The 18,481-nt window shown below is 62.9% G+C and carries 18 protein-coding genes and 1 pseudogene; 12 read left to right on the top strand and 7 right to left on the bottom strand.

Features of this window, described 5'->3' with window-relative positions:
• Window positions 1-167 precede the first annotated feature (167 nt).
• Window positions 168-383 (bottom strand): dodecin family protein, encoded by a 216-nt coding sequence (locus ACZIRK_RS01835; RefSeq protein WP_028168620.1) that lies wholly within the window; start codon window positions 381-383, stop codon window positions 168-170.
• Window positions 384-565: 182 nt separating this feature from the next.
• Here ACZIRK_RS01835 and ACZIRK_RS01830 point away from each other — a divergent pair, with 182 nt between their 5' ends.
• The 3 genes from ACZIRK_RS01830 to ACZIRK_RS01820 all read left to right on the top strand — a co-directional run bounded on the left by ACZIRK_RS01830 (window position 566) and on the right by ACZIRK_RS01820 (window position 2,959).
• Complete coding sequence (locus ACZIRK_RS01830) at window positions 566-1,150, top strand: GlcG/HbpS family heme-binding protein (RefSeq protein WP_463326855.1); 585 nt, start codon at window positions 566-568, stop codon at window positions 1,148-1,150.
• Window positions 1,151-1,360: 210 nt separating this feature from the next.
• The gene (locus ACZIRK_RS01825) at window positions 1,361-2,356 is read left to right on the top strand and encodes an NHL repeat-containing protein (RefSeq protein ID WP_463326854.1); all 996 of its coding nucleotides are present in this window, start codon (window positions 1,361-1,363) and stop codon (window positions 2,354-2,356) included.
• 234 nt (window positions 2,357-2,590) lie between these two features.
• Entirely contained in the window at window positions 2,591-2,959 is a 369-nt protein-coding gene (locus ACZIRK_RS01820; RefSeq protein WP_028168618.1) for a winged helix-turn-helix domain-containing protein, read from the top strand.
• Window positions 2,960-2,967: 8 nt separating this feature from the next.
• Here ACZIRK_RS01820 and ACZIRK_RS01815 read toward each other — a convergent pair whose 3' ends face one another.
• Window positions 2,968-3,345: a hypothetical protein gene (locus ACZIRK_RS01815; protein WP_463326853.1), complete on the bottom strand. Its 378-nt coding sequence runs from the start codon at window positions 3,343-3,345 to the stop codon at window positions 2,968-2,970.
• 189 nt (window positions 3,346-3,534) lie between these two features.
• On the opposite strand from ACZIRK_RS01815, the gene ACZIRK_RS01810 reads away from it, so the two are divergent.
• Window positions 3,535-4,098, top strand: a complete 564-nt coding sequence (locus ACZIRK_RS01810) for a DUF2478 domain-containing protein (RefSeq protein WP_463326852.1) — start codon at window positions 3,535-3,537, stop codon at window positions 4,096-4,098.
• A gap of 32 nt (window positions 4,099-4,130) precedes the next feature.
• On the opposite strand, the gene ACZIRK_RS01805 is transcribed toward ACZIRK_RS01810, so the two are convergent.
• A complete protein-coding gene (locus tag ACZIRK_RS01805; protein ID WP_463326851.1) occupies window positions 4,131-4,970 on the bottom strand; it encodes a VOC family protein in 840 nt (279 codons plus the stop codon).
• Between the two features lie 189 nt (window positions 4,971-5,159).
• Between ACZIRK_RS01805 and ACZIRK_RS01800 the strand changes: the two genes are divergently transcribed.
• On the top strand, window positions 5,160-5,795 hold the full coding sequence (locus ACZIRK_RS01800; protein WP_028168614.1) for a 2-hydroxychromene-2-carboxylate isomerase: 636 nt from the start codon (window positions 5,160-5,162) through the stop codon (window positions 5,793-5,795).
• A 49-nt stretch (window positions 5,796-5,844) separates the two neighbouring features.
• On the top strand, window positions 5,845-7,044 hold the full coding sequence (locus ACZIRK_RS01795) for a CaiB/BaiF CoA transferase family protein (protein WP_463326850.1): 1,200 nt from the start codon (window positions 5,845-5,847) through the stop codon (window positions 7,042-7,044).
• Window positions 7,045-7,170: 126 nt separating this feature from the next.
• On the opposite strand, the gene ACZIRK_RS01790 is transcribed toward ACZIRK_RS01795, so the two are convergent.
• Together ACZIRK_RS01790 and ACZIRK_RS01785 are read right to left on the bottom strand one after the other, a co-directional pair.
• Complete coding sequence (locus ACZIRK_RS01790; RefSeq protein WP_463326849.1) at window positions 7,171-7,845, bottom strand: glutathione S-transferase family protein; 675 nt, start codon at window positions 7,843-7,845, stop codon at window positions 7,171-7,173.
• A 1-nt stretch (window position 7,846) separates the two neighbouring features.
• Window positions 7,847-8,587 (bottom strand): SDR family NAD(P)-dependent oxidoreductase, encoded by a 741-nt coding sequence (locus tag ACZIRK_RS01785; protein ID WP_130230019.1) that lies wholly within the window; start codon window positions 8,585-8,587, stop codon window positions 7,847-7,849.
• Between the two features lie 343 nt (window positions 8,588-8,930).
• Here ACZIRK_RS01785 and ACZIRK_RS01780 point away from each other — a divergent pair, with 343 nt between their 5' ends.
• The 5 genes from ACZIRK_RS01780 (at window position 8,931) to ACZIRK_RS01760 (ending at window position 14,836) form a co-directional block, all read left to right on the top strand.
• Window positions 8,931-10,112, top strand: coding sequence for an acyl-CoA dehydrogenase family protein (locus ACZIRK_RS01780; protein ID WP_463326848.1), 1,182 nt, complete (start codon window positions 8,931-8,933; stop codon window positions 10,110-10,112).
• Between the two features lie 19 nt (window positions 10,113-10,131).
• Window positions 10,132-11,271, top strand: coding sequence for an acyl-CoA dehydrogenase family protein (locus ACZIRK_RS01775; protein WP_463326847.1), 1,140 nt, complete (start codon window positions 10,132-10,134; stop codon window positions 11,269-11,271).
• Between the two features lie 17 nt (window positions 11,272-11,288).
• Window positions 11,289-12,473, top strand: a complete 1,185-nt coding sequence (locus ACZIRK_RS01770) for an acetyl-CoA C-acyltransferase (RefSeq protein ID WP_463326846.1) — start codon at window positions 11,289-11,291, stop codon at window positions 12,471-12,473.
• 21 nt (window positions 12,474-12,494) lie between these two features.
• Entirely contained in the window at window positions 12,495-13,505 is a 1,011-nt protein-coding gene (locus ACZIRK_RS01765; RefSeq protein ID WP_463326845.1) for an NAD(P)H-dependent flavin oxidoreductase, read from the top strand.
• A 125-nt stretch (window positions 13,506-13,630) separates the two neighbouring features.
• The gene (locus ACZIRK_RS01760; protein ID WP_463326844.1) at window positions 13,631-14,836 is read left to right on the top strand and encodes an ABC transporter substrate-binding protein; all 1,206 of its coding nucleotides are present in this window, start codon (window positions 13,631-13,633) and stop codon (window positions 14,834-14,836) included.
• A gap of 192 nt (window positions 14,837-15,028) precedes the next feature.
• Here the strand turns inward: ACZIRK_RS01760 and ACZIRK_RS01755 are convergent, their stop codons facing one another.
• Window positions 15,029-15,856, bottom strand: coding sequence for an enoyl-CoA hydratase-related protein (locus ACZIRK_RS01755; protein WP_463326843.1), 828 nt, complete (start codon window positions 15,854-15,856; stop codon window positions 15,029-15,031).
• Window positions 15,857-16,033: 177 nt separating this feature from the next.
• On the opposite strand from ACZIRK_RS01755, the pseudogene ACZIRK_RS01750 reads away from it, so the two are divergent.
• Window positions 16,034-17,059, top strand: a pseudogene (locus ACZIRK_RS01750) (aldo/keto reductase).
• Window positions 17,060-17,190: 131 nt separating this feature from the next.
• Here ACZIRK_RS01750 and fabF read toward each other — a convergent pair.
• A complete protein-coding gene (gene fabF / locus ACZIRK_RS01745; RefSeq protein ID WP_463326842.1) occupies window positions 17,191-18,453 on the bottom strand; it encodes a beta-ketoacyl-ACP synthase II in 1,263 nt (420 codons plus the stop codon).
• Between the last annotated feature and the right edge of the window lie 28 nt (window positions 18,454-18,481).

Genomic DNA, 18,481 nt, shown 5'->3' with positions numbered 1-18,481 from the left:
AAATGGTTATCGCTATCGGTTGAAAACCATCAAATTGGCGCAGCGGATTTCTTGAGCGAAAAGAGGGGGATACTGGATACTCCGAAATCTCGAATTGAGATCAGCGTGGAAGCGGACTGCGATCAAGTTCAACCTCGCCCCGCGAGCGGGGCGAGGTTGCGAAAACGTCAGGAGCCCTCGAACTTGAAGGATACGTTGAGCTTGGCGCGGTAGGCCTCGACTTGCCCCTTGGCGTCCAGTTGCAGATCGAGTTTGACAACCTCTGCGACGCGAAGATCTCGGAGCGATTTTGCCGCTTGGCTGACCGCGTTGGCCGCGGCCTTTTCCCAGGATTCGTTGCTGGTGCCGATCAGTTCGATGACCTTGTAGACGCTCTCAGGCATGTCGTCCTCCTGTCCGGAATGAAGCAGGAAGCAGGTGCTCCCTGCCGCGGTCGAAACTAGCATCACGATATCGGCGTTGAAAGGACGCGCCCGGATCGCCGGCGGCAGGACAAATCGTTCGGAAACTTGAGGATCAGCCTCAAGTTGTGCTTTGATCTTGCGGCCACAACTGGGGTTTTATCATGATTTATTTGCGTTTCCTGGCGTTACGGCTGTTTGCTTTTGTTCCTTTCGGCTTCCGTCATGGTTTTGCAACTTGGATCATCGCCTGTGTGGCGGCGCTCACCGCAGGAGCGGCATCGGCACAGCAACCGCTCCCGCCCGGCGTGCCCGAGAAGATGCCCGCCGACATTCCCTATGGGACGCCGATCTCGCTCGATCTTGCCCGACAAGCGGTGGAAGCCGCGTTTGCGGAAGCATCCAAGCGGGGGTGGAAGATGGCCATCGCGGTCGTATCGCCCTCGGGCGACCTGACCTATTTCGTGAAAATGGACGACACCATGTTGGCATCGCCAACCATCGCCCAGAATAAGGCGCGCACCGCCGCGCGCTTTCGGCGCGACACCAAGGGCATGTTCGATCTGACGGAGACCGGCCATCCCTACGTGATGACGCTCGATCCAACGCTGGTCGCTTCGCCAGGTGGCATGCCAATCATCAGCGAGGCAAGGTCATCGGCGCCATTGGATGCAGCGGAGGAGCAGGCGTGCAGGACGCCGTCGTCTGCCAGGCGGGCATCGAGGCTCTCAATCGCAAATGACGCCTGAAGCGCGATAAAGCGAGATCGCCGAGGCGATCCGTACGACAGCGGCGGCTTTCGCATCGTTGTATGTTGCGCTATACATCGAGGGCGAACAGCCGGGCCGGAAGAGCTACGGAGTTCCGGTCCTGCAGGACGCGCAGTGAACGATCATCGATCGATGATCGTTCGTTCGAGGCATTGCCTCGTCCACCCCACGTCCATCAGGAACCAAAACATGAAACAGAATGACAGCGTTGCCCTGTGCTCGCTGCGACAGGGAGACTTGCTCAAGAACCGTAATGCATGGGCGCTCGGCGCGGCCGGGTTGATATTGCTCATGCTCGGCACGGCGCGTGCGGAGACGCCGATCGGCGTCCCCGACAAGAGCCATCCGGAGAGCGTAACCGCCACCAGCGACGGCACGCTCTATATCGGAAGCTTCAACCTGGGCGGCGTCATAAAGGCGGCACCGGGCGGAAAAACCGAGCAGTTCATCTCGCCCGGCGCCGACGGCAGCCGTTCGGTGCTCGGCGTGCTCGCCGATGAAAAGAGCCGCACCTTGTACGTCTGTTCCAACGACCTGAGCGGTTCGGGCGTTGCCGGTCCCAGCGAGACCAAGGGCGCCTGGCTGAAAACCTTCGATCTCGCCACCGGCGCCCCGAAGGCGAGCTTTCAGCTCAAGGATCCGAAATCGCTTTGCAACGACATCGCGATCGGCGGTGACGGAACCGCTTACGTCACCGACTCCTTCGCGCCGTATATCTACAGCCTGAAGCCAGGCGGCACGGCGCTCGACGTGTGGGCGACCAATCCGCTGCTGGCGCCGGCCAAGGACGGGGTCGGGCTCGACGGCATCGCGGTCGGATCGGACGGCCATCTCTACGTCACGACCTTTATTCCCGCCAAACTGTTCAAGATCGCGGTCAAGGACGGCAAGGCGGGGGAGATCACCGAGTTGAAGCCGTCCCGTCCGCTGGATCACGCGGACGCCATGCGCGCGTTCGGCGGCGACTTCCTGCTGGTCGAAGGCGCAGGCCGGCTCGACAAGGTCACGGTGACGGGCGATGAGGCCAAGGTCGATGTCATCAAGGACGGTCTTGCCGAGCCCGTTTCGGTGACCCAGGTCGGCAACACCGGATGGATCGCCGAGGGCAAGCTGTCCTACCTCATCGGTCCCAATAAGGGGAAAGATCCCGGTCCATTCGCGATCACGCCCGTTCCGTTAAAGTAACAGTTGAGCGACTTGCTCTAGTCTAGGGTGTGATCCGGAAAAGTGTGAAGCGGTTTTTCGAAAGGATCACGCTCAAACAACAACCTAAAGCGCGATGATGATTCATCCTCATCTCATCGCGCCTGAAGAGACGGCGCCGGCCGACGTCAATCGTGGCGCTATCGGCCGGCGCTCATCTTGTCCGTGAAAAGCTTCAATGGCATTCTAGGGGCAGACGCAACCAACGGATTCTGCATGTCAAAACTGGGCGCCAAATCGCTTCCACATTTGAGCGTTCGCATCGATCTCGATAGCGACGAGCGGATCGGGCCCGGCAAGATCCAGTTGCTTGAGCATATCCGCGATTGCGGGTCGATTTCGGCCGCCGGCCGCGCCATGGAGATGTCCTATAAGCGGGCGTGGGACCTGGTCGACGAGATCAACCGGATCTGCCGGCATCCGGCAGTCGAGCGGCAGACCGGCGGCAAGAATGGCGGCGGCGCAATGTTGACGCCGTTCGGCCTCTCCCTGGTCGCGCGCTATCGCAAGATCGAGCGCGATGCAGCGAGCGCGGTGCGCAAGGAACTGGCGGCCTTGCAGACCGATATCGCCCGCAAGGCGTGATGCCGCCGTCAGTTCGTGCGCAGCGTCACGCCTTGCTGCGGTTCGGCCGCGATCGCCTCTCCCAAGGAGTTCTGCTGCTCGCGCAGAACCGAGAAGCAGACGCTGAACCCATCCACCGTCCGCAGCGTCACCATGCGCACGCTCGGATCGCTCGATTGCTCGACCATCCAGGAATCCAGCGGATAAGCGTAGCGGAGGCTGCCGTCGCCGTAGCGGCGCTGCAGCGCCTTGTCGAGCAATCCCGGCAGGGTCATCACCAGCGTGCCGACCTGGTTGAGCGAAAGCCGCAGGGTCGCGGGATTACCGGCGGAATCGACGAAGCCAAGCGAAACGGCGCCATCAGCGGCGACTTCGCACGTCGTCAGGGCCTGGGTGTCGATCTGCATCATAGCTCCGAACAAATATACGTTATATCCATCAGGATATATCGATGCGATCCCGGGCGTCCAGCCCGTCTTTTTTGACCCTGCCGCGCCGCGTCACGGGTATGGCCGGAAACCGCTGAGACGTGATATGGTGACGGATATAACGGAGCCCGGACCGGGGGCCCGTCGCAAATGGAGATGAGGCCCGCCATGTTCGACTCCCAATGCGATCTTGCTGCGCTCGTGTATGAGCAGCATCAGGATCCCGACGAGATCCTGCGCGATTTCGCCGCCAGCCTGAACAGAGCCGGATATCGCGCGGTCGGGATTGTGCAGCTCGGCCATCACTGCCTCGATGCCGGCCTATCCGCCATGCTGGTCCATACCGGCGAGGAGCTGCAGCTATTCCAGGACCTCGGCAGTTGCTCGGCCGGCTGCCGGCTTGACGTCGGCCAGTTGCTCGATGCGGGCCAGCGGATCGCGGCGGCGATCGATCGCGGCGCCGACGTGCTGATCGTCAACCGCTTCGGCCGGCAGGAATGCGAGGGCAAGGGCCTTTGCTATCTGGTCGAGCGTGCGCTCAGCGCGGACGTCCCGGTCGTGATCGCGGTGCCCAGCCACCGCTTTGCAGATTGGATCAAGTTCGCCGACGGCATGAGCGTCCGCCTCAGCTGCGACCGCGATACGCTCGATGCATGGTGGAACAACGTCTCGGCGCGATATCCGAGGCCGGCGGGCATCGAACAACAGACGGTTTGCGAAGTGTTGAAATGACGTGAGCGCTGGAAGGCTCTGGCCTACGGCTTTTACGAAAGATGCTGCACGTACAGGGTGGGGACGTTGCACGTGCCGTCGCGGAGGGTGAACACCCGCGTTCCCGGCTTGGCACCGGCCTTGACATCGGACACGTTGCGGCCGGCGCGCAGCAGCCGCTCGCGGGCGGCGTCGGCATCGTCGACCGACCAGGCGATGCCCCAGAGGCGGTCCGCCTTGCGCGCGTCGCCTTCGGCCGGACGGTGGACAACTTCGATCAACATGTCGCCGCAGGCAAATTGCATCAATCGGCTTTTGCTCTTTGCGTCGGCGCGGTCGAAGATCAGCTCTAACCCGAGACGCGCGCCGTAGAGCGCTATCGCGCGCTCCGGCTCGTCGGTCGCAACCACCACCAGGTCCATCCTGCGAACCGTAGCCGGCGCTGTCGCTGCGGAGCGGGCCGCTTCGGATAGAAGCTTGCTGAAGCGGATCGGTACGCCATGTGATTGTTCGGCCGGCAAGCCGTTCCGCTTCCAGGAGAGCATCGTGTCGGTCGCAAGATCGCTCCAGGTGATGTCGGAGACATCGTCCGGCTGCAGCGAGATATGTTTCAATCGCCGATAACTCTTTTCGATGTCGTCGACCGCAAAGTCCAGACACCACAGGCCTTCGCCGCTCTCGGCAAGGACGGCGCGGGCGCGCGCGCCGAACGCGCCTTCGCCGTTGGGTGCCGCGACCCGAAAGGTAGCGTTGTCCAAAACGAAGAACGCGCTTTCGACGCCATCAGTTCTGGCGCGAAACGCCGGCTCCCTCGCGAGCACCTCGCGATAAGCGGCAATGCCGGTGTCGAGATCGTGAACCAGGACGCTGGTGTGGTCGAGGGTCGTGATCATGAGGGGCGCTCCCTGAGAGGCCGGCTCCGCCGCACAATGCTTCGAGCTTCGGTTGCAGCAGCATATTGGACGGTCTCCAGAATTGACAGTTCATTTTTGGAACTGTATGACGGGGACTAGCCAGGGCATGGCTGCAGATCGCCTGCGCGTGGCAGGCGGAGAATAACGGATGCCCGCGAGGAGAGGCCGGTGGGAAATCCCTTGAAGGTTGAATTCCATTTCGATTTCGGCAGCCCGAACGCCTATCTGGCGGAACTCGTGATTCCTTCGATCGAACAACGCACCGGCGTGAAGTTCGACTATGTGCCGGTCCTGCTCGGCGGAATTTTCAAGGCGACCGGCAACATGTCGCCGGCGGATTCACTGCGCGGCATCAAGAACAAGCCGGAATACATGGCGCTGGAGACCGAGCGCTTCATCCGCCGCCACAACATCACGACCTATCGATCGAACCCGTTCTTCCCGGTCATCACCCTGATGCTGATGCGTGGCGCGGTCGCTGCGCAATTCGAAGGCGTATTCGAGCCCTATTTCCGTGCGGCCTTCCACCACATGTGGGAGGAGCCGAAGAAGATGGATGACGTCGAAGTGGTTCGCGCCGCGCTCAAATCTTCCGGCCTGGACGCCGACAGGCTGATCGCACGGGCGCAGCAGGACGACGTCAAGAAGCGGCTGATCGACCTGACGGCAGACGCGGTCAACCGCGGCGCGTTCGGTTCGCCGACCTTCTTCGTCGGCAAGGAGATGTTCTTCGGCAAGGACCAGCTTCGCGACGTCGAGGAATCCATCGTCGAGCAGACAAGGCAGTTGGCCAAGAGCGCGTGAGCGCCTGGTCGCGGCGGCCGGAGATTGCCGAACAAATAAGGAGAACGTGATGCCGGGCCCTCTCAATGGCGTACGCGTATTGGATCTGACCGGCGTGGTGTCGGGGCCGTTCGCGACCATGTTCCTCGCCGACCAGGGCGCCGACGTTCTCAAGATCGAGCCTGTTGGCGGCGACATCACCCGCCGCAGCCGCGCCACCATCGACAAGTCCGGCGAGTTCTCGGCGCTGTTCATTTCCTCCAATCGCGGCAAGCGCTCGCTCGCGATCGACGTCAAGAGCGAGGCCGGCCGCGAGGTGCTGGCCAAGCTCGTCGCGCAGGCCGACGTGCTGGTGCAGAATTTCCGGCCCGGCACGATGGAGCGGCTTGGCCTTGGCGCGGATGAGCTCCGCCAGCGCCATCCGCGCTTGATCTATGTCTCGATCAGCGGGGTCGGCGAGACCGGTCCCTATGTGAAGAAGCGGGTGTACGATCCGATCATCCAGGGATTGTCTGGATTCGCCGACATCCAGTCGCAGCCCATTACGAACCGTCCGCAGATGATCCGCACCATCGTCTGCGACAAGACCACGGCGGTGATGACGGCGCAGGCGGTGGCGGCCGCGCTCTATGCCCGCGAGAAGACAGGGCAGGGCGATCACATCCGGGTCGCGATGCTGGATGCGATGATCTCGTATCTGTGGCCGGAAGGCATGATGCAATACACGGTGGTCGGCGCCGAAGAGACCGCCGCCGATCCGAATGACCGGCCGGATCTCGTCTTCAAGACCAGTGACGGCTACATCACTGCCGGCACGATCTCGGATTCCGAATGGCAGGGCTTTTGCCGCGCCACCGGCGATCCCGAGCTCGCCAAGGATCCGCGCTTTGCGACGCCTTCCGCGCGATCGGTGAATGCGACGGCGCGCATCAACAAGATGGCCGAATATATCGCGCAGCACACCACGGCCGAATGGCTAGAGCGGCTCGACGCCGCCGATGTTCCCTGCGCGCCGATCCTGCGCCGCGCCGAGATCATCCATAACGAGCAGGTGGTGGCGCGCGACATCATCACCGAATTCGACCAGCCCAAGGTCGGGCGCGTGCGGCAGCCCAAGCCAGCGGCGCGTTTCGAAGTCAACGAGGCGTCGATTGGCGGACCGGCCCCCCGCGTCGGCGAGCATTCGCGCGAAGTGTTGCGCGAGCTCGGCTATGACGACGCGGCGATCGATCGGATGGTGAGCGAAAAGGCCGTGCGGGTGGCGGTGTAGGTGCCGCGCAATCAATAAGCGACGAGTGGGACGCGCTCGCGCGCTCTCTCTCTCCCTCTCCCTCTCCCCGTTCTTCACGGGGAGAGGGACGGGGAGAGGGAGAACTGCTGTCCCGCGCTTGGCTGCTCACGCCCTCGGCGCGGGCGGTGTGACCGGGGCAAGCGGCTTGTTTGCGGCCTGGCCGCGCTGATACGCGTCCCGCTGATGGATGCGCTCGAGATAGGGATGGGCGTGGTCGCAGATGCCGACGCCGTAGGCGATTGCCCAATCCAGGCAAGTGGTGAGCAGGATATCGGCGCTGGTGAAACGATCGCCCATCAGGAATTGGCGGCCGTCAGCGAGCGCGATCTCGACGTGGCGCGATTGCTGGCGGAAATACTCCGCCGCCTGCGCCACGACATCGGGCGCGACCCCATAGATGTGGCCCAGCGCATTGCCGCTGTGGCGGCGCATGACGTACAGGCTGGTCGCATCGAGCTCGGCAACGATGAAGAAGCACCATTCGAGCCAGGCGGCGTAATCGCGCTGGCTCTCCGGAATCAGCGCACGCTCGGGCGTCGAATAAGTTCGCGACAGATAGGCCACGATCGCTGCACTCTCGCCGATACAGAAATCGCCGTCCTGCAGCAGCGGAATCTTCTGCCGCGGATTGAGCGAAGTATATTCCGTCGTCTTGGTCTCGCCGGTGCGGGGACCGATCGGCCGCGTCTTATAGGAGAGGCCAAGCTCATGCATGGCCCAGTGCGGCCTGATCGTCCGGCTCGTGCCTACGCCCCAGAGGGTCAGCTCCGGCGCGGCCATCTCACCATTTCTCCACCGAGGGGCGCAGATCGAGTTCGTGGGTCCAGCCGTCCCGAGTCTGCTGATGCGCGAACCAATAGGCGTCCGCGATCGACGACGTCTTGGTCAGGCTGTCCTGTGGGATCGCGCTCGCCTCGATGCCGCGGGCCTTCATGCGCTCATGGATGGCCGGGCTGTCGACACCGGCATCGATGATGAGGTGCACGACATGGATGTTTTTCGGACCGAGTTCGCGCGCCATCGCCTGCGCGACCCCGCGTAGTGCGAATTTCGCCGATGAGAACGCGGCAAAGCCGGTGCCGCCGCGGATGCTCGCGGTCGCTCCGGTGAAAAAGATGGTTCCACGGCCGCGTGGCACCATATAGCGCGCCGCCTCGCGGCCGACCAGGAATCCGGCATAGCAGGCCAGCTCCCAGGCCTTGAAGAACAGCTTTTCGGTGGTCTCCAGCAACGGCTTGTTGACGTTCGAGCCGGCGTTGAAGAGGCAGATCTCGATCGGGCCGATCTCTTTCTCGACGCGGGCGAACAGATCCTGGACTTCCGCTTCCTGCCTTGCGTCAACGCTGAGCGCATGGACCTCGTGGCCAGCGGCCTTCAATTCGTCGACCAGCTCCTGCGATTTGGTGGCGTCGCGGCGACAGATGCAGACGGTGTAGCCGCCGTTTGCGAAACGCCGCGCGACAGCGGCCCCGATCGCGTCGCCCGCACCAACCAATATCGCGACCCCGCGGCGTTCCGTCATCCTGTTCTCCCATATAGTTCTTATTTGGTACCGAATTATTAGAAAGCGTCGCGTGCGATGTAAATGGAAATATTCGATATCGCACCGATATTTGAGCAGCTATTGTCGTGTCGCCTGTCCGCGAGCCAAAGCTCGCAAAGAATTGCAATTGACGAGTTCTAAAAAAGAACGTTAGATATAGGAGTGATGAAGTCGCCTCGCGAGCGGCTCGATATATGTCGGGAGGTCTGAGGTGACGAATTTGGCAGGGACACTTGGCATCGGCGAAGCCGCAGGCTCCGCGTCGCACGCCATGGAACGCAGATCCGTCTACCTCGGCGGAATTTGGTAGGAGCGCTGTCCGATGGAGCTGGTGCTTTCTCCTGAAGAAGCCGCATTTCGCGACGAGGTACGAACCTTCATTGCGGAAAACTATCCGGCGGAGATGCGCGTCCCCAATCCGGACACCGACCTCACCAAGGAGCAGATGCTGCTCTGGCACCGCATCCTCTACAAGAAGGGCTGGATCGCGCCGCTTTGGCCCAAAGAATATGGCGGCCCCGGCTGGTCGATCACCAAGCGCTTCATCTTCGATCAGGAGACCACGCGCGCCGGCACGCTGCCGCCGCTCGCGTTCAGCGTCACCATGGTCGGTCCTGTGATCTACACCTTCGGCAATGAGGCGCAGAAGAAACGGTTCCTGCCGCGCATCCTGTCCGGTGAGGATTGGTGGTGCCAGGGCTATTCGGAGCCGGGCTCGGGCTCCGATCTTGCCTCCGTGCGCACCAAGGCGGTGCGCGACGGCGACCACTATATCGTCAACGGCCATAAGACCTGGACCACGCTCGCTCAGCATGCCGATTGGATCTTCTGCCTGGTGCGTACCGACCAGAACGCGAAGCCGCAATCCGGCATCTCGTTCCTTTTGATCGACATGAAGTCGCCGGGCGTCACCGTGCGCCCGATCATCACGATCGACGGCAGCCATGAGGTGAACGACGTTTTTCTAGAAAACGTCCGCGTGCCCGTCGCCAATCTGATCGGGGAAGACAACAAGGGCTGGACCTACGCCAAATTCCTGCTCGGCAATGAGCGCACCAGCATGGCCGGCATCGGCCGCTCGACGCGGTACATCGAGCGACTCAAGAAGATCGTCAAAGCGGAAATTCCCGAAGACGATCCGGCCCATCTCGAATTCGTCAGGGACATCGCCCGCATCGAGCTCGATGTGCTGGCGCTGGAGGCGACCGAGCTTCGTATCGTCGCGCAAATGGCGCGCGGCATCGATCCCGGCCCGGCGGCGTCGCTGTTCAAGATCAGGGGCACCGAGATTTTCCAGGCCATCACCGAACTGACGCACCGCGCGATCGGCAATTACGGACTCGCGATCCGCGAGCATCCGGTGAGCGCCAATCATTTCATGCCGGGGCCGGACTACGGACACACCGTATCGGAAAAATATCTCAACTCGCGCAAGCTCTCGATCTACGGCGGCTCGAACGAGATCCAGCGCAACATCATCGCCAAAGCGGTGCTCGGACTATAGGGCGACGGGAGGCATCGGAATGGACATCCAGTTCACGGAAGAGCAGGAGCTGTTGCGATCGAGCGTGCAGCGTCTGTTGCGCGATCAGTACGATTTCGACGCGCGCCGCAAGATCGTCGCGAGCGAGGAGGGCTGGAGCCGCAAGCATTGGTCGTCCTTCGCCGAACTCGGCTTGCTTGCCGCGCCGTTCTCCGAGGAGGTTGGCGGACTCGGCGGCGGGCCGCTGGCCACCATGATCATCATGCAGGAATTTGGCCGACACCTTCTGGTCGAGCCGTTCTTCGAGACCGTCGTTCTTGCCGGCGGCCTGATCGGAGATTTTGGCTCAGCGGCTCAGCAGGCCACGTATCTCCCTGACATCATGTCCGGAGAGAATGTCTGGGCACTGGCCTGGTCGGAAGGCCGCTCGCGTTACGATCTCGCCCATGTTTCCACCACCGCGCGCCGTGAGGGCGGCAGCTACGTGCTCAGCGGTACCAAGGCGGCGGTCGTGGCTGCGCCCTGGGCTGACAGTCTGATCGTCTCCGCCCGCACGTCGGGCGAGCGGGGTGATCGCAACGGCGTCAGTCTGTTCGTTGTCGATCGCCATTCCCCGAACCTTCATCTGCAGGGCTTTAGGACTATCGATGGCCGGCGTGCGGCCGAGGTTGCACTGATGAACGTCTCGGTGCCGGCGAGCCAGATGCTCGGGCGAGAAGGCGAGGGCGTTGCTGCGCTCGAGACCTGCCGTGACAGGGCCATCGGCGCGCTCTGCGCGGAGACTGTCGGCGCGATGGGAGAACTGAATGCGGCGACGCTCGAGTACAGCAAGACGCGAAAGCAGTTTGGCGCGACGCTCGGCTCGTTCCAGGTGCTGCAGCACCGGATGGTCGATATGTTCATTGCGCATCAGGAGGCGCTCTCCCTGATGCAGCATCTCAATCTCAGCCTTGCAGCAAAGGACGCCGGACGCTCACGGCTTGCGTCCGGCGCCAAGTCGAAGATCGGCTATGCGGCGAAATTCGTCGCCGACCAGGCGGTGCAGCTTCACGGCGGCATGGGCATGACTGACGAGCTCAATGTCGGCCATTACTTCAAGCGGATTTCATCCATCAACATCCAGTTCGGCGACCCCGCCTTTCATGTCCTGCGCTATGCGCAGCTCGACAAGGCCGCGTGAGGAGAAGAGGAAAGCACATGCGAGATGCAGTGATCGTATCGACCGCGCGTACAGGCGTCGGCAAGGCCTATCGCGGCGCGCTCAACAACACGGAAGGGCCGACCATGGCCGGCCATGTGATGGCCGAAGCGGTCCGGCGCGCCGGCATCGAGCCCGGCGAGGTCGAGGACGTGGTGATGGGCTGCGCGATGCAGCAGGGCACCATGGTGATGAACGTTGCGCGCAAGGGCGCGATCCGCGCTGGCTTGCCGGTCACGGTCGCCGGTACCACGATCGACCGGCAATGCGCCTCCGGCCTGCAGGCGATTGCAGTCGCGGCGCGCTCGGTGATGCTGGACGGCGTCGAGGTTGCGATCGGCGGCGGCATCGAGTCGATCAGCCTGGTGCAGAACGAGCACATGAACAGGTTCCACGCTGTCGACGATGAGCTGATGGCGATGAAGCCCGACATGTACATGTCGATGTTGGAGACGGCCGAGGTCGTCGCCGAGCGCTACGGGATAGGGCGCGAGCAGCAGGATGAATATTCGCTCGAGTGCCAGCGCCGCGTCGGCGCCGCCTTGCAGGGCGGCCGCTTCAACGACGAGATCGTGCCGATCACGACCAGGATGGCGGTTGTCGACAAGGATACCAAGGAAGTCTCCTACAAGCAGGTGACGCTGGCCAAGGACGAGGGACCGCGGCCCGAGACCACGGCGGAAGGTCTGGCGAAGATCAAGCCGGTGTTCGAGGGCAAGACGATCAGCGCCGGCAATGCCAGCCAGCTCTCCGACGGCGCCTCCGCCTGCGTGATCATGAGTGACAAGGTCGCCGCGCAGAAGGGACTGAAGCCGCTCGGCATCTTTCGCGGCTTCGTTGCCGCCGGGGTCGAGCCGGATGAGATGGGCGTCGGTCCGGTCGCCGCGATCCCGCGGCTGCTCAAGCGGCACAATTTGAAGATCGACGACATCGATCTCTGGGAGCTCAATGAGGCCTATGCGGTGCAGGTGATCTATTGCCGCGACAAGCTCGGCATCGACCCTGAAAAACTCAACGTCAATGGCGGCTCGATCGCGATTGGCCACCCCTACGGCATGACCGGCGCGCGGCTGACCGGCCATATCCTGATCGAGGGGCGGCGGCGCAAGGCGAAATACGGCGTGGTGACCATGTGCATCGGTGGTGGCATGGGCGCCGCGGGCCTGTTTGAAATCGTCAACTGATCGGGAAAGCGGAGAAACGTCTTGAAGACAGCGATCACTGAATTGTTCGGCATCCAGCATCCGATCATCCAGGGCGGCATGCACTATGTCGGCTTTGCCGAGCTTGCCGCGGCGGTGTCGAACGCCGGCGGTCTTGGCATCATCACCGGGTTGACGCAGAAGACGCCGGAATTGCTCGCCAAGGAAATCGCGCGTTGCCGCGACATGACCAACAAGCCGTTCGGCGTCAATCTGACCTTCCTGCCGAGCTTCACCGCGCCGCCTTATCCGGAATATATTGCCGCGATCCGCGAGGGCGGGGTCAAGATCGTCGAGACTGCGGGCCGCAGCCCCGAGCAGTACATGCCGGCGCTGAAGGCCGCCGGCATCAAGGTGATCCACAAATGCACGTCCGTCCGCCATTCGCTGAAAGCCGAGAAGATCGGCTGCGATGCGGTCAGCGTCGATGGCTTCGAGTGCGGCGGTCACCCCGGTGAGGACGATATCCCGAACATGATCCTGCTGCCGCGCGCGGCGGATGAATTGAAGATTCCGTTCGTGGCTTCCGGCGGCATGGCTGACGGCCGCAGCCTCGTCGCGTCGCTCGCGATGGGCGCCGATGGCATCAACATGGGTACGCGCTTCGTCGCGACCAAGGAGGCGCCGGTGCATGAGAATGTGAAGCGGGCGCTGGTGGAAGCCACCGAGCTCGACACCCGTCTGGTGATGCGCGCGCTGCGCAACACCGAGCGCGTGTTGAAGAACAAGGGCGTCGACCGCCTGGTCGAGATCGAACGCGAGAAGGGCAGGGGGCTGAAGATCGAGGACATTCTCGATCAGGTCGCGGGCGTCTATCCCAAGGTGATGGTCGACGGCGAAATGGATGCCGGCGCCTGGAGCTGCGGCATGGTGGTCGGATTGATCAATGACATTCCGACCGTGCAGGAACTGATCGACCGCGTCATGACCGAAGCCGAGCAGATCATCCGGCAACGGCTCACCGGCTTCCTTGACGGTGTTGTGGCGAAGGTGCCGGCGCGCGCGGTCGCCTGAGAGCTCTTTGAGGTTCCGAGATGTTGGCTGGTTCGCCCGAGCAGGCGAACCAGGCTGCGGGCGGCTGCCTGCATTTTTCTTAAATGATTGGCCTGCGCGTGACGGGCTTTGGAGGGAGGGTAACCATGAAGGTGAAATTGAGTATGGCGGCGGCGTGCGTTGCGGCATCGCTGCTCGCAATGCCGGCGAATGCGGCCGATGAGCCGGGCGTCAGCGCAAGCGAGATCAAGATCGGCGGGATCTTTCCGTTCAGCGGTCCGGCGTCGTCGATCGGTCTCGTCGGGCGCGGCGTACTCGGCTATGTCCAGATGATCAACGATCGCGGCGGCATCAACGGGCGCAAGATCAACTATATCGCGATGGACGATGCCTACAGTCCGCCGAAGGCGGTCGAGCATGCCCGCAAGCTCGTCGAGAGCGACGAAGTCGCGTTCATCTTCAGCCAGCTCGGCACCCCCGGCAATTCAGCGACGGCGAAATATTTGAAGGCGAAGGGTGTTCCTTCGATTGCGATCGTCAGCGGCTCGAGCAAGTTCACCGATGTCGCCGAGTTTCCGCTGACGACGACGGGGCTCGTCAGCTACCAGACCGAGGGCCGCATCTACGCGAAGTTCCTCGAGCAGACGCTGCCGGGCAAGAAATACGCGATCCTGTTCCAGAACGACGACCTCGGCAAAGACTATGTCGCCGCGTTCAAGTCGATCCTGAAGGGCGATTTCGACAAGCGCGTCGTCACCGCAGCCTATGAAGTGACGGAACCGACCATCGATTCCCAGGTGGTCAATCTCAAGAGCTCCGGTGCGGAAGGCTTCTTCATCGCGGGCACGCCGAAATTCGCAGCGCAAGCGATCCGCAAGGCGTCCGAGATCGGCTGGAAGGCGACCGTGATCCTCAATTTCCCGTCGGGCTCGATCGGAGGTACGTTGAAGCCGGCCGGACTTGAGAATTCGAAGGGCGTCATTGTCGGCACCATCAACAAGGACCCGACCGATGGGCGATGGGACGATGACGAGGGCGTGAAGGCCTATCGCGCGTTCTTCGAGAAGTACCTGCCCGGCGCCGACATCCAGAACACCAGCTATCTCACCGGCTATATGCAGGGCATGATCCTGGAGCAGATCCTGAAGCAGTGCGGCGATGACCTGTCGCGCAAGAACATCATCAAGCAGGCGAAATCGCTGAAAGACTTCGTAGTCCCGACGGCATCTCCTGGCATCAAGGCCAATACGTCAGACAGCAACAATATGGTCTGGACGCAACTGCAGATGCAGCGCTGGAGCGGCACCAATTGGGAGCCGTTCGGCGCGATCCTGGACGCGAATTCGGAGTGATCTCTCGGCTTTTTCCCGCAAGTGGAACGCTTGTCGCCACAAACACCTTCGTCATTCCGGGCCGCCACGAAAGTGGCGAACCCGGAATCCATTTCAGCGACAGCGCTTGCAGTCCGATGGATTCCGGGCTCGCGCTACGCGCGCCCCGGAATGACCAGGGCGGTTCTTTCTCACGCGCGCCCGAGACGATATTTACTGCCCGTGAAACACCGGCCTGCGCTTCTCAACGAATGCGCGTACGGCTTCGTTGTGGTCGGTCGTGCGTGCCGCGCGGACCATATGCTCGGCTTCCAAATCCATCGAGGTCAGAAGGTCCGACGTGAGGGCGTGGTCGAGATTGTCCTTGATGTAACCAAGCGCGATCGGCGGGCCATCGGCGAGCTGCCTTGCCAGCTCCAGTGCGGCCGATCGGAGCTGATCGTCAGGCACGACGCGGTTGACCAGTCCGAACGCTTCGCAGCGCCTGGCGTCGAGACGCTCCGAGAGGAACATCAATTCGCGCGCGCGGGCCGTTCCCGCCAGCCGCGTCAGCAGCCAGGCAACACCGTAGTCGCCGGACAGGCCGATGCGGGCATAGCCGGTCGCCATGATGGCGGACTCGGCCGCGATCCGGATGTCGCAGGCGAGTGCGATCGCAAGGCCTGCACCCGCAGCCGGGCCGGGAAGGGCAGCGACGGTTGGTTTGCGGACCGCCACCAGCACGCCGGTGAGCGTGCGCTGCCTTTCCTGGAGAATGGCGGCACGCTCCTCCAGCGTCCGTTCTGGCCGGGCGATGCCGCTGCCCATGCCCTTGACGTCGCCGCCGGCGCAAAAAGCAGTGCCCGCGCCCGTGATCAGGAGGGCGCCAATCTTCGGATCGTCGCCCAGGCTCTTGATCATGCGGCGCAAGGCCGGGGTGAGATTGTCCGACAGCGCGTTGCGCGCCTCGGGGCGGTTCAGCGTCAGGATGGCGACGCGCCCGTCGATATGGCACAGCAATTCGGCGGTGCCGGTTTCAACCTCGGTTCGATCCTCCGGCATGGCCGTGCCCTCCAGTTATATTTCGATCATAATATTATGGTGCGGATCGCGGTGCAATAGAGTGTCAAGTCACTTTCACTCCGCCACGTCATTCCGGATGTGCGCTTGCAGCGGTTCCGGATTTGAATACGATCCTGCGGCGCCCTTGGATGGGCATGCACGATGCGGAGAACACAGATGGAATACCGACGCCTGGGAAAGTCAGGGTTCAGCGTGCCTGCGCTCAGCTTCGGGACCGGCACCTTCGGCGGCGTCGGTCGGCTGGCAGCGTGGGGGAATACCGACGCGACCGAAGCGCGGCGGCTGGTCGACATCTGCCTCGATGCCGGCGTGTCGATGTTCGACACCGCAGATGTCTACTCGATGGGCGAATCCGAACGCGTGCTCGGCCAGGCGATCAAGGGTCGGCGCGACAAGCTGCTGATCTCGACCAAGGCCAGCTTCCGCTTCGGCGAAGGACCGAACGATATCGGTTCCTCCCGTCAGCATCTGCTTGCGGCGGTCGATAGCTCGCTGAGCCGGCTGGGCACCGATTATATCGACCTGTTCCAGTTGCACGGCTTCGATGCGTTCACGCCGCCCGAAGAAGTGCTCGCAACGCTCGATGTGCTCATGCGTGCCGGCAAGATCCGCTATGTCGGGGTCTCGAACTTCTCCGGCTGGCACCTCATGAAGGCGCTTGCGGTCGCCGACAAATAGGGCTTCCCGCGCTACGTCGCCAACCAGACCTATTATTCGCTGATCGGGCGTGACTATGAGTGGGAGTTGATGCCGCTCTGCCTCGACCAGGGCCTCGGCGCGGTGGTGTGGTCGCCGCTCGGTTGGGGCCGGCTCACCGGCAAGATCCGGCGCAACCAGCCGCGTCCTGATGTCAGCCGGTTGCCGCAGACGTCTTCCTTCGGACCGCCGGTGCCGGATGAGCACCTCTATCGCGTCGTGGATGCGATCGACGAGATCGCCAAGGAAACCGGCAAGAGCGTATCGCAGATCGCGCTGAACTGGCTGTTGCAGCGACCGACCGTCGCCACGCTGATCATCGGTGCGCGCAACGAAACGCAATTGCGCGAGAATCTCGGCGCGATCGGATGGTCGTTGACCAAGGAGCAGGTCGCCAAGCTCGACGAAGTCAGCAAGGTGACGCTGCCTTATCCCTATTGGCACCAACGCTCGACCTTCATCGATCGCAATCCGCCGGCGGTCTAGAGCAAGATCCGAAAAAGTTGAAACCGGTTTTCCCTCGCGACAAACGCGAAGCGTTTGCGCGGAGATCATGCTCAAACAAAATCTAGGACGGGTGAGCGGAGCAATGGCGGGTGCCTCGCTCCGCAACATGATCACGTCCAGCGTCGCAGGATGATGCTGGCGTTGACGCCGCCGAAGCCGAACCCGTTCGAGATCGCGTGCTCCATGGCCATCGGCCTGGCTTCTCTGGCGACGAGGTCAATGCCCGCTGCAGCATCATCAGGGTTTTCCAGATTGAGGGTTGGCGGCGCTACCTGATCGCGCAATGCGAGAACGGTGAAGATCGCCTCTAAGCCGCCGGCCGCGCCGAGCAGATGCCCCGTCGCGGATTTGGTTGCGCTCACCGCGATCTTGCCCTCGCGACCGAATACCGACTTGATGGCTTCGATCTCGGAGTGATCGCCGGCCGGAGTAGAGGTCGAGTGCGCGTTGAGATGCTGCACCTGGCCGGGCTCAAGCCGCGCCTGACGCAGCGCGAGTTCCATCGCGCGGCGAGCGCCGTTGCCGTCCTCGGGGCCTGCGGTGATGTGATGGGCATCCGCGGTCGTGCCATAGCCGATGATTTCGGCAATGGGCCTGGCGCCGCGCTGCAGCGCATGATCGAGTTCCTCGATGACGAGCATGCCGGCGCCTTCGCCCATCACGAAGCCGTCGCGGTCGCGGTCGAACGGACGGGACGCGCGCTCGGGCGTCTCGTTGAAATCGGTCGACAGCGCCCGCGCGGCGGCAAAGCCGCCAAGGCTCACGAGGTCGATGCAGGCTTCCGCGCCGCCGCACAGGGCGACATCGGCCTCTCCCGACCGGATCAGGCGTGCGGCATCGCCGATCGCCTGCACGCTCGCGGCGCAGGCGGTGACGGGCGCTCCGATCGGGCCCTTGAAGCCATGGCGGATCGAGACGTGGCCGGCCGCAAGATTGGCAAGGAACGACGGCACGGTGAACGGCGACAAGCGGCGAACGCCGCGCTGATCGGTGGTGCGCACGGCTTCGACGATCGCCGGAAATCCGCCGATGCCCGATGCGATGACGGTCGCTGTCCGCTCCATCGCATGGGCATCCGCGGGCGTCCACGCGGCCTGCGCAATCGCCTCGGCCGCCGCGACCAGCGCGAACAGAATGAAACGGTCCATCTTGCGCTGGTCCTTGGGTGGCGCCCCGAGATCGGGATCGAAGCCGCCTTCGGGATCATCGGCCTTGGTCGGCACGATCCCGGCGACGCGCGCCGGCAGCGCGGCCGCCCATGCCGGCAAGGCGCGAAGCCCCGATCGCCCGGCTGACAGCCGCGACCATGCGAGCTCGACGCCGCAACCGAGCGGCGACACCAATCCCATTCCCGTAACAACGATGCGGCGCATCACAACAACACCCTATGCTCTTGACTTT

It is taken from the genome of Bradyrhizobium sp. Leo114 (assembly GCF_055229415.2).
The sequence above is the reverse complement of the archived record's forward strand: the minus strand, read 5'-3'. Positions and strand labels throughout refer to the sequence as shown.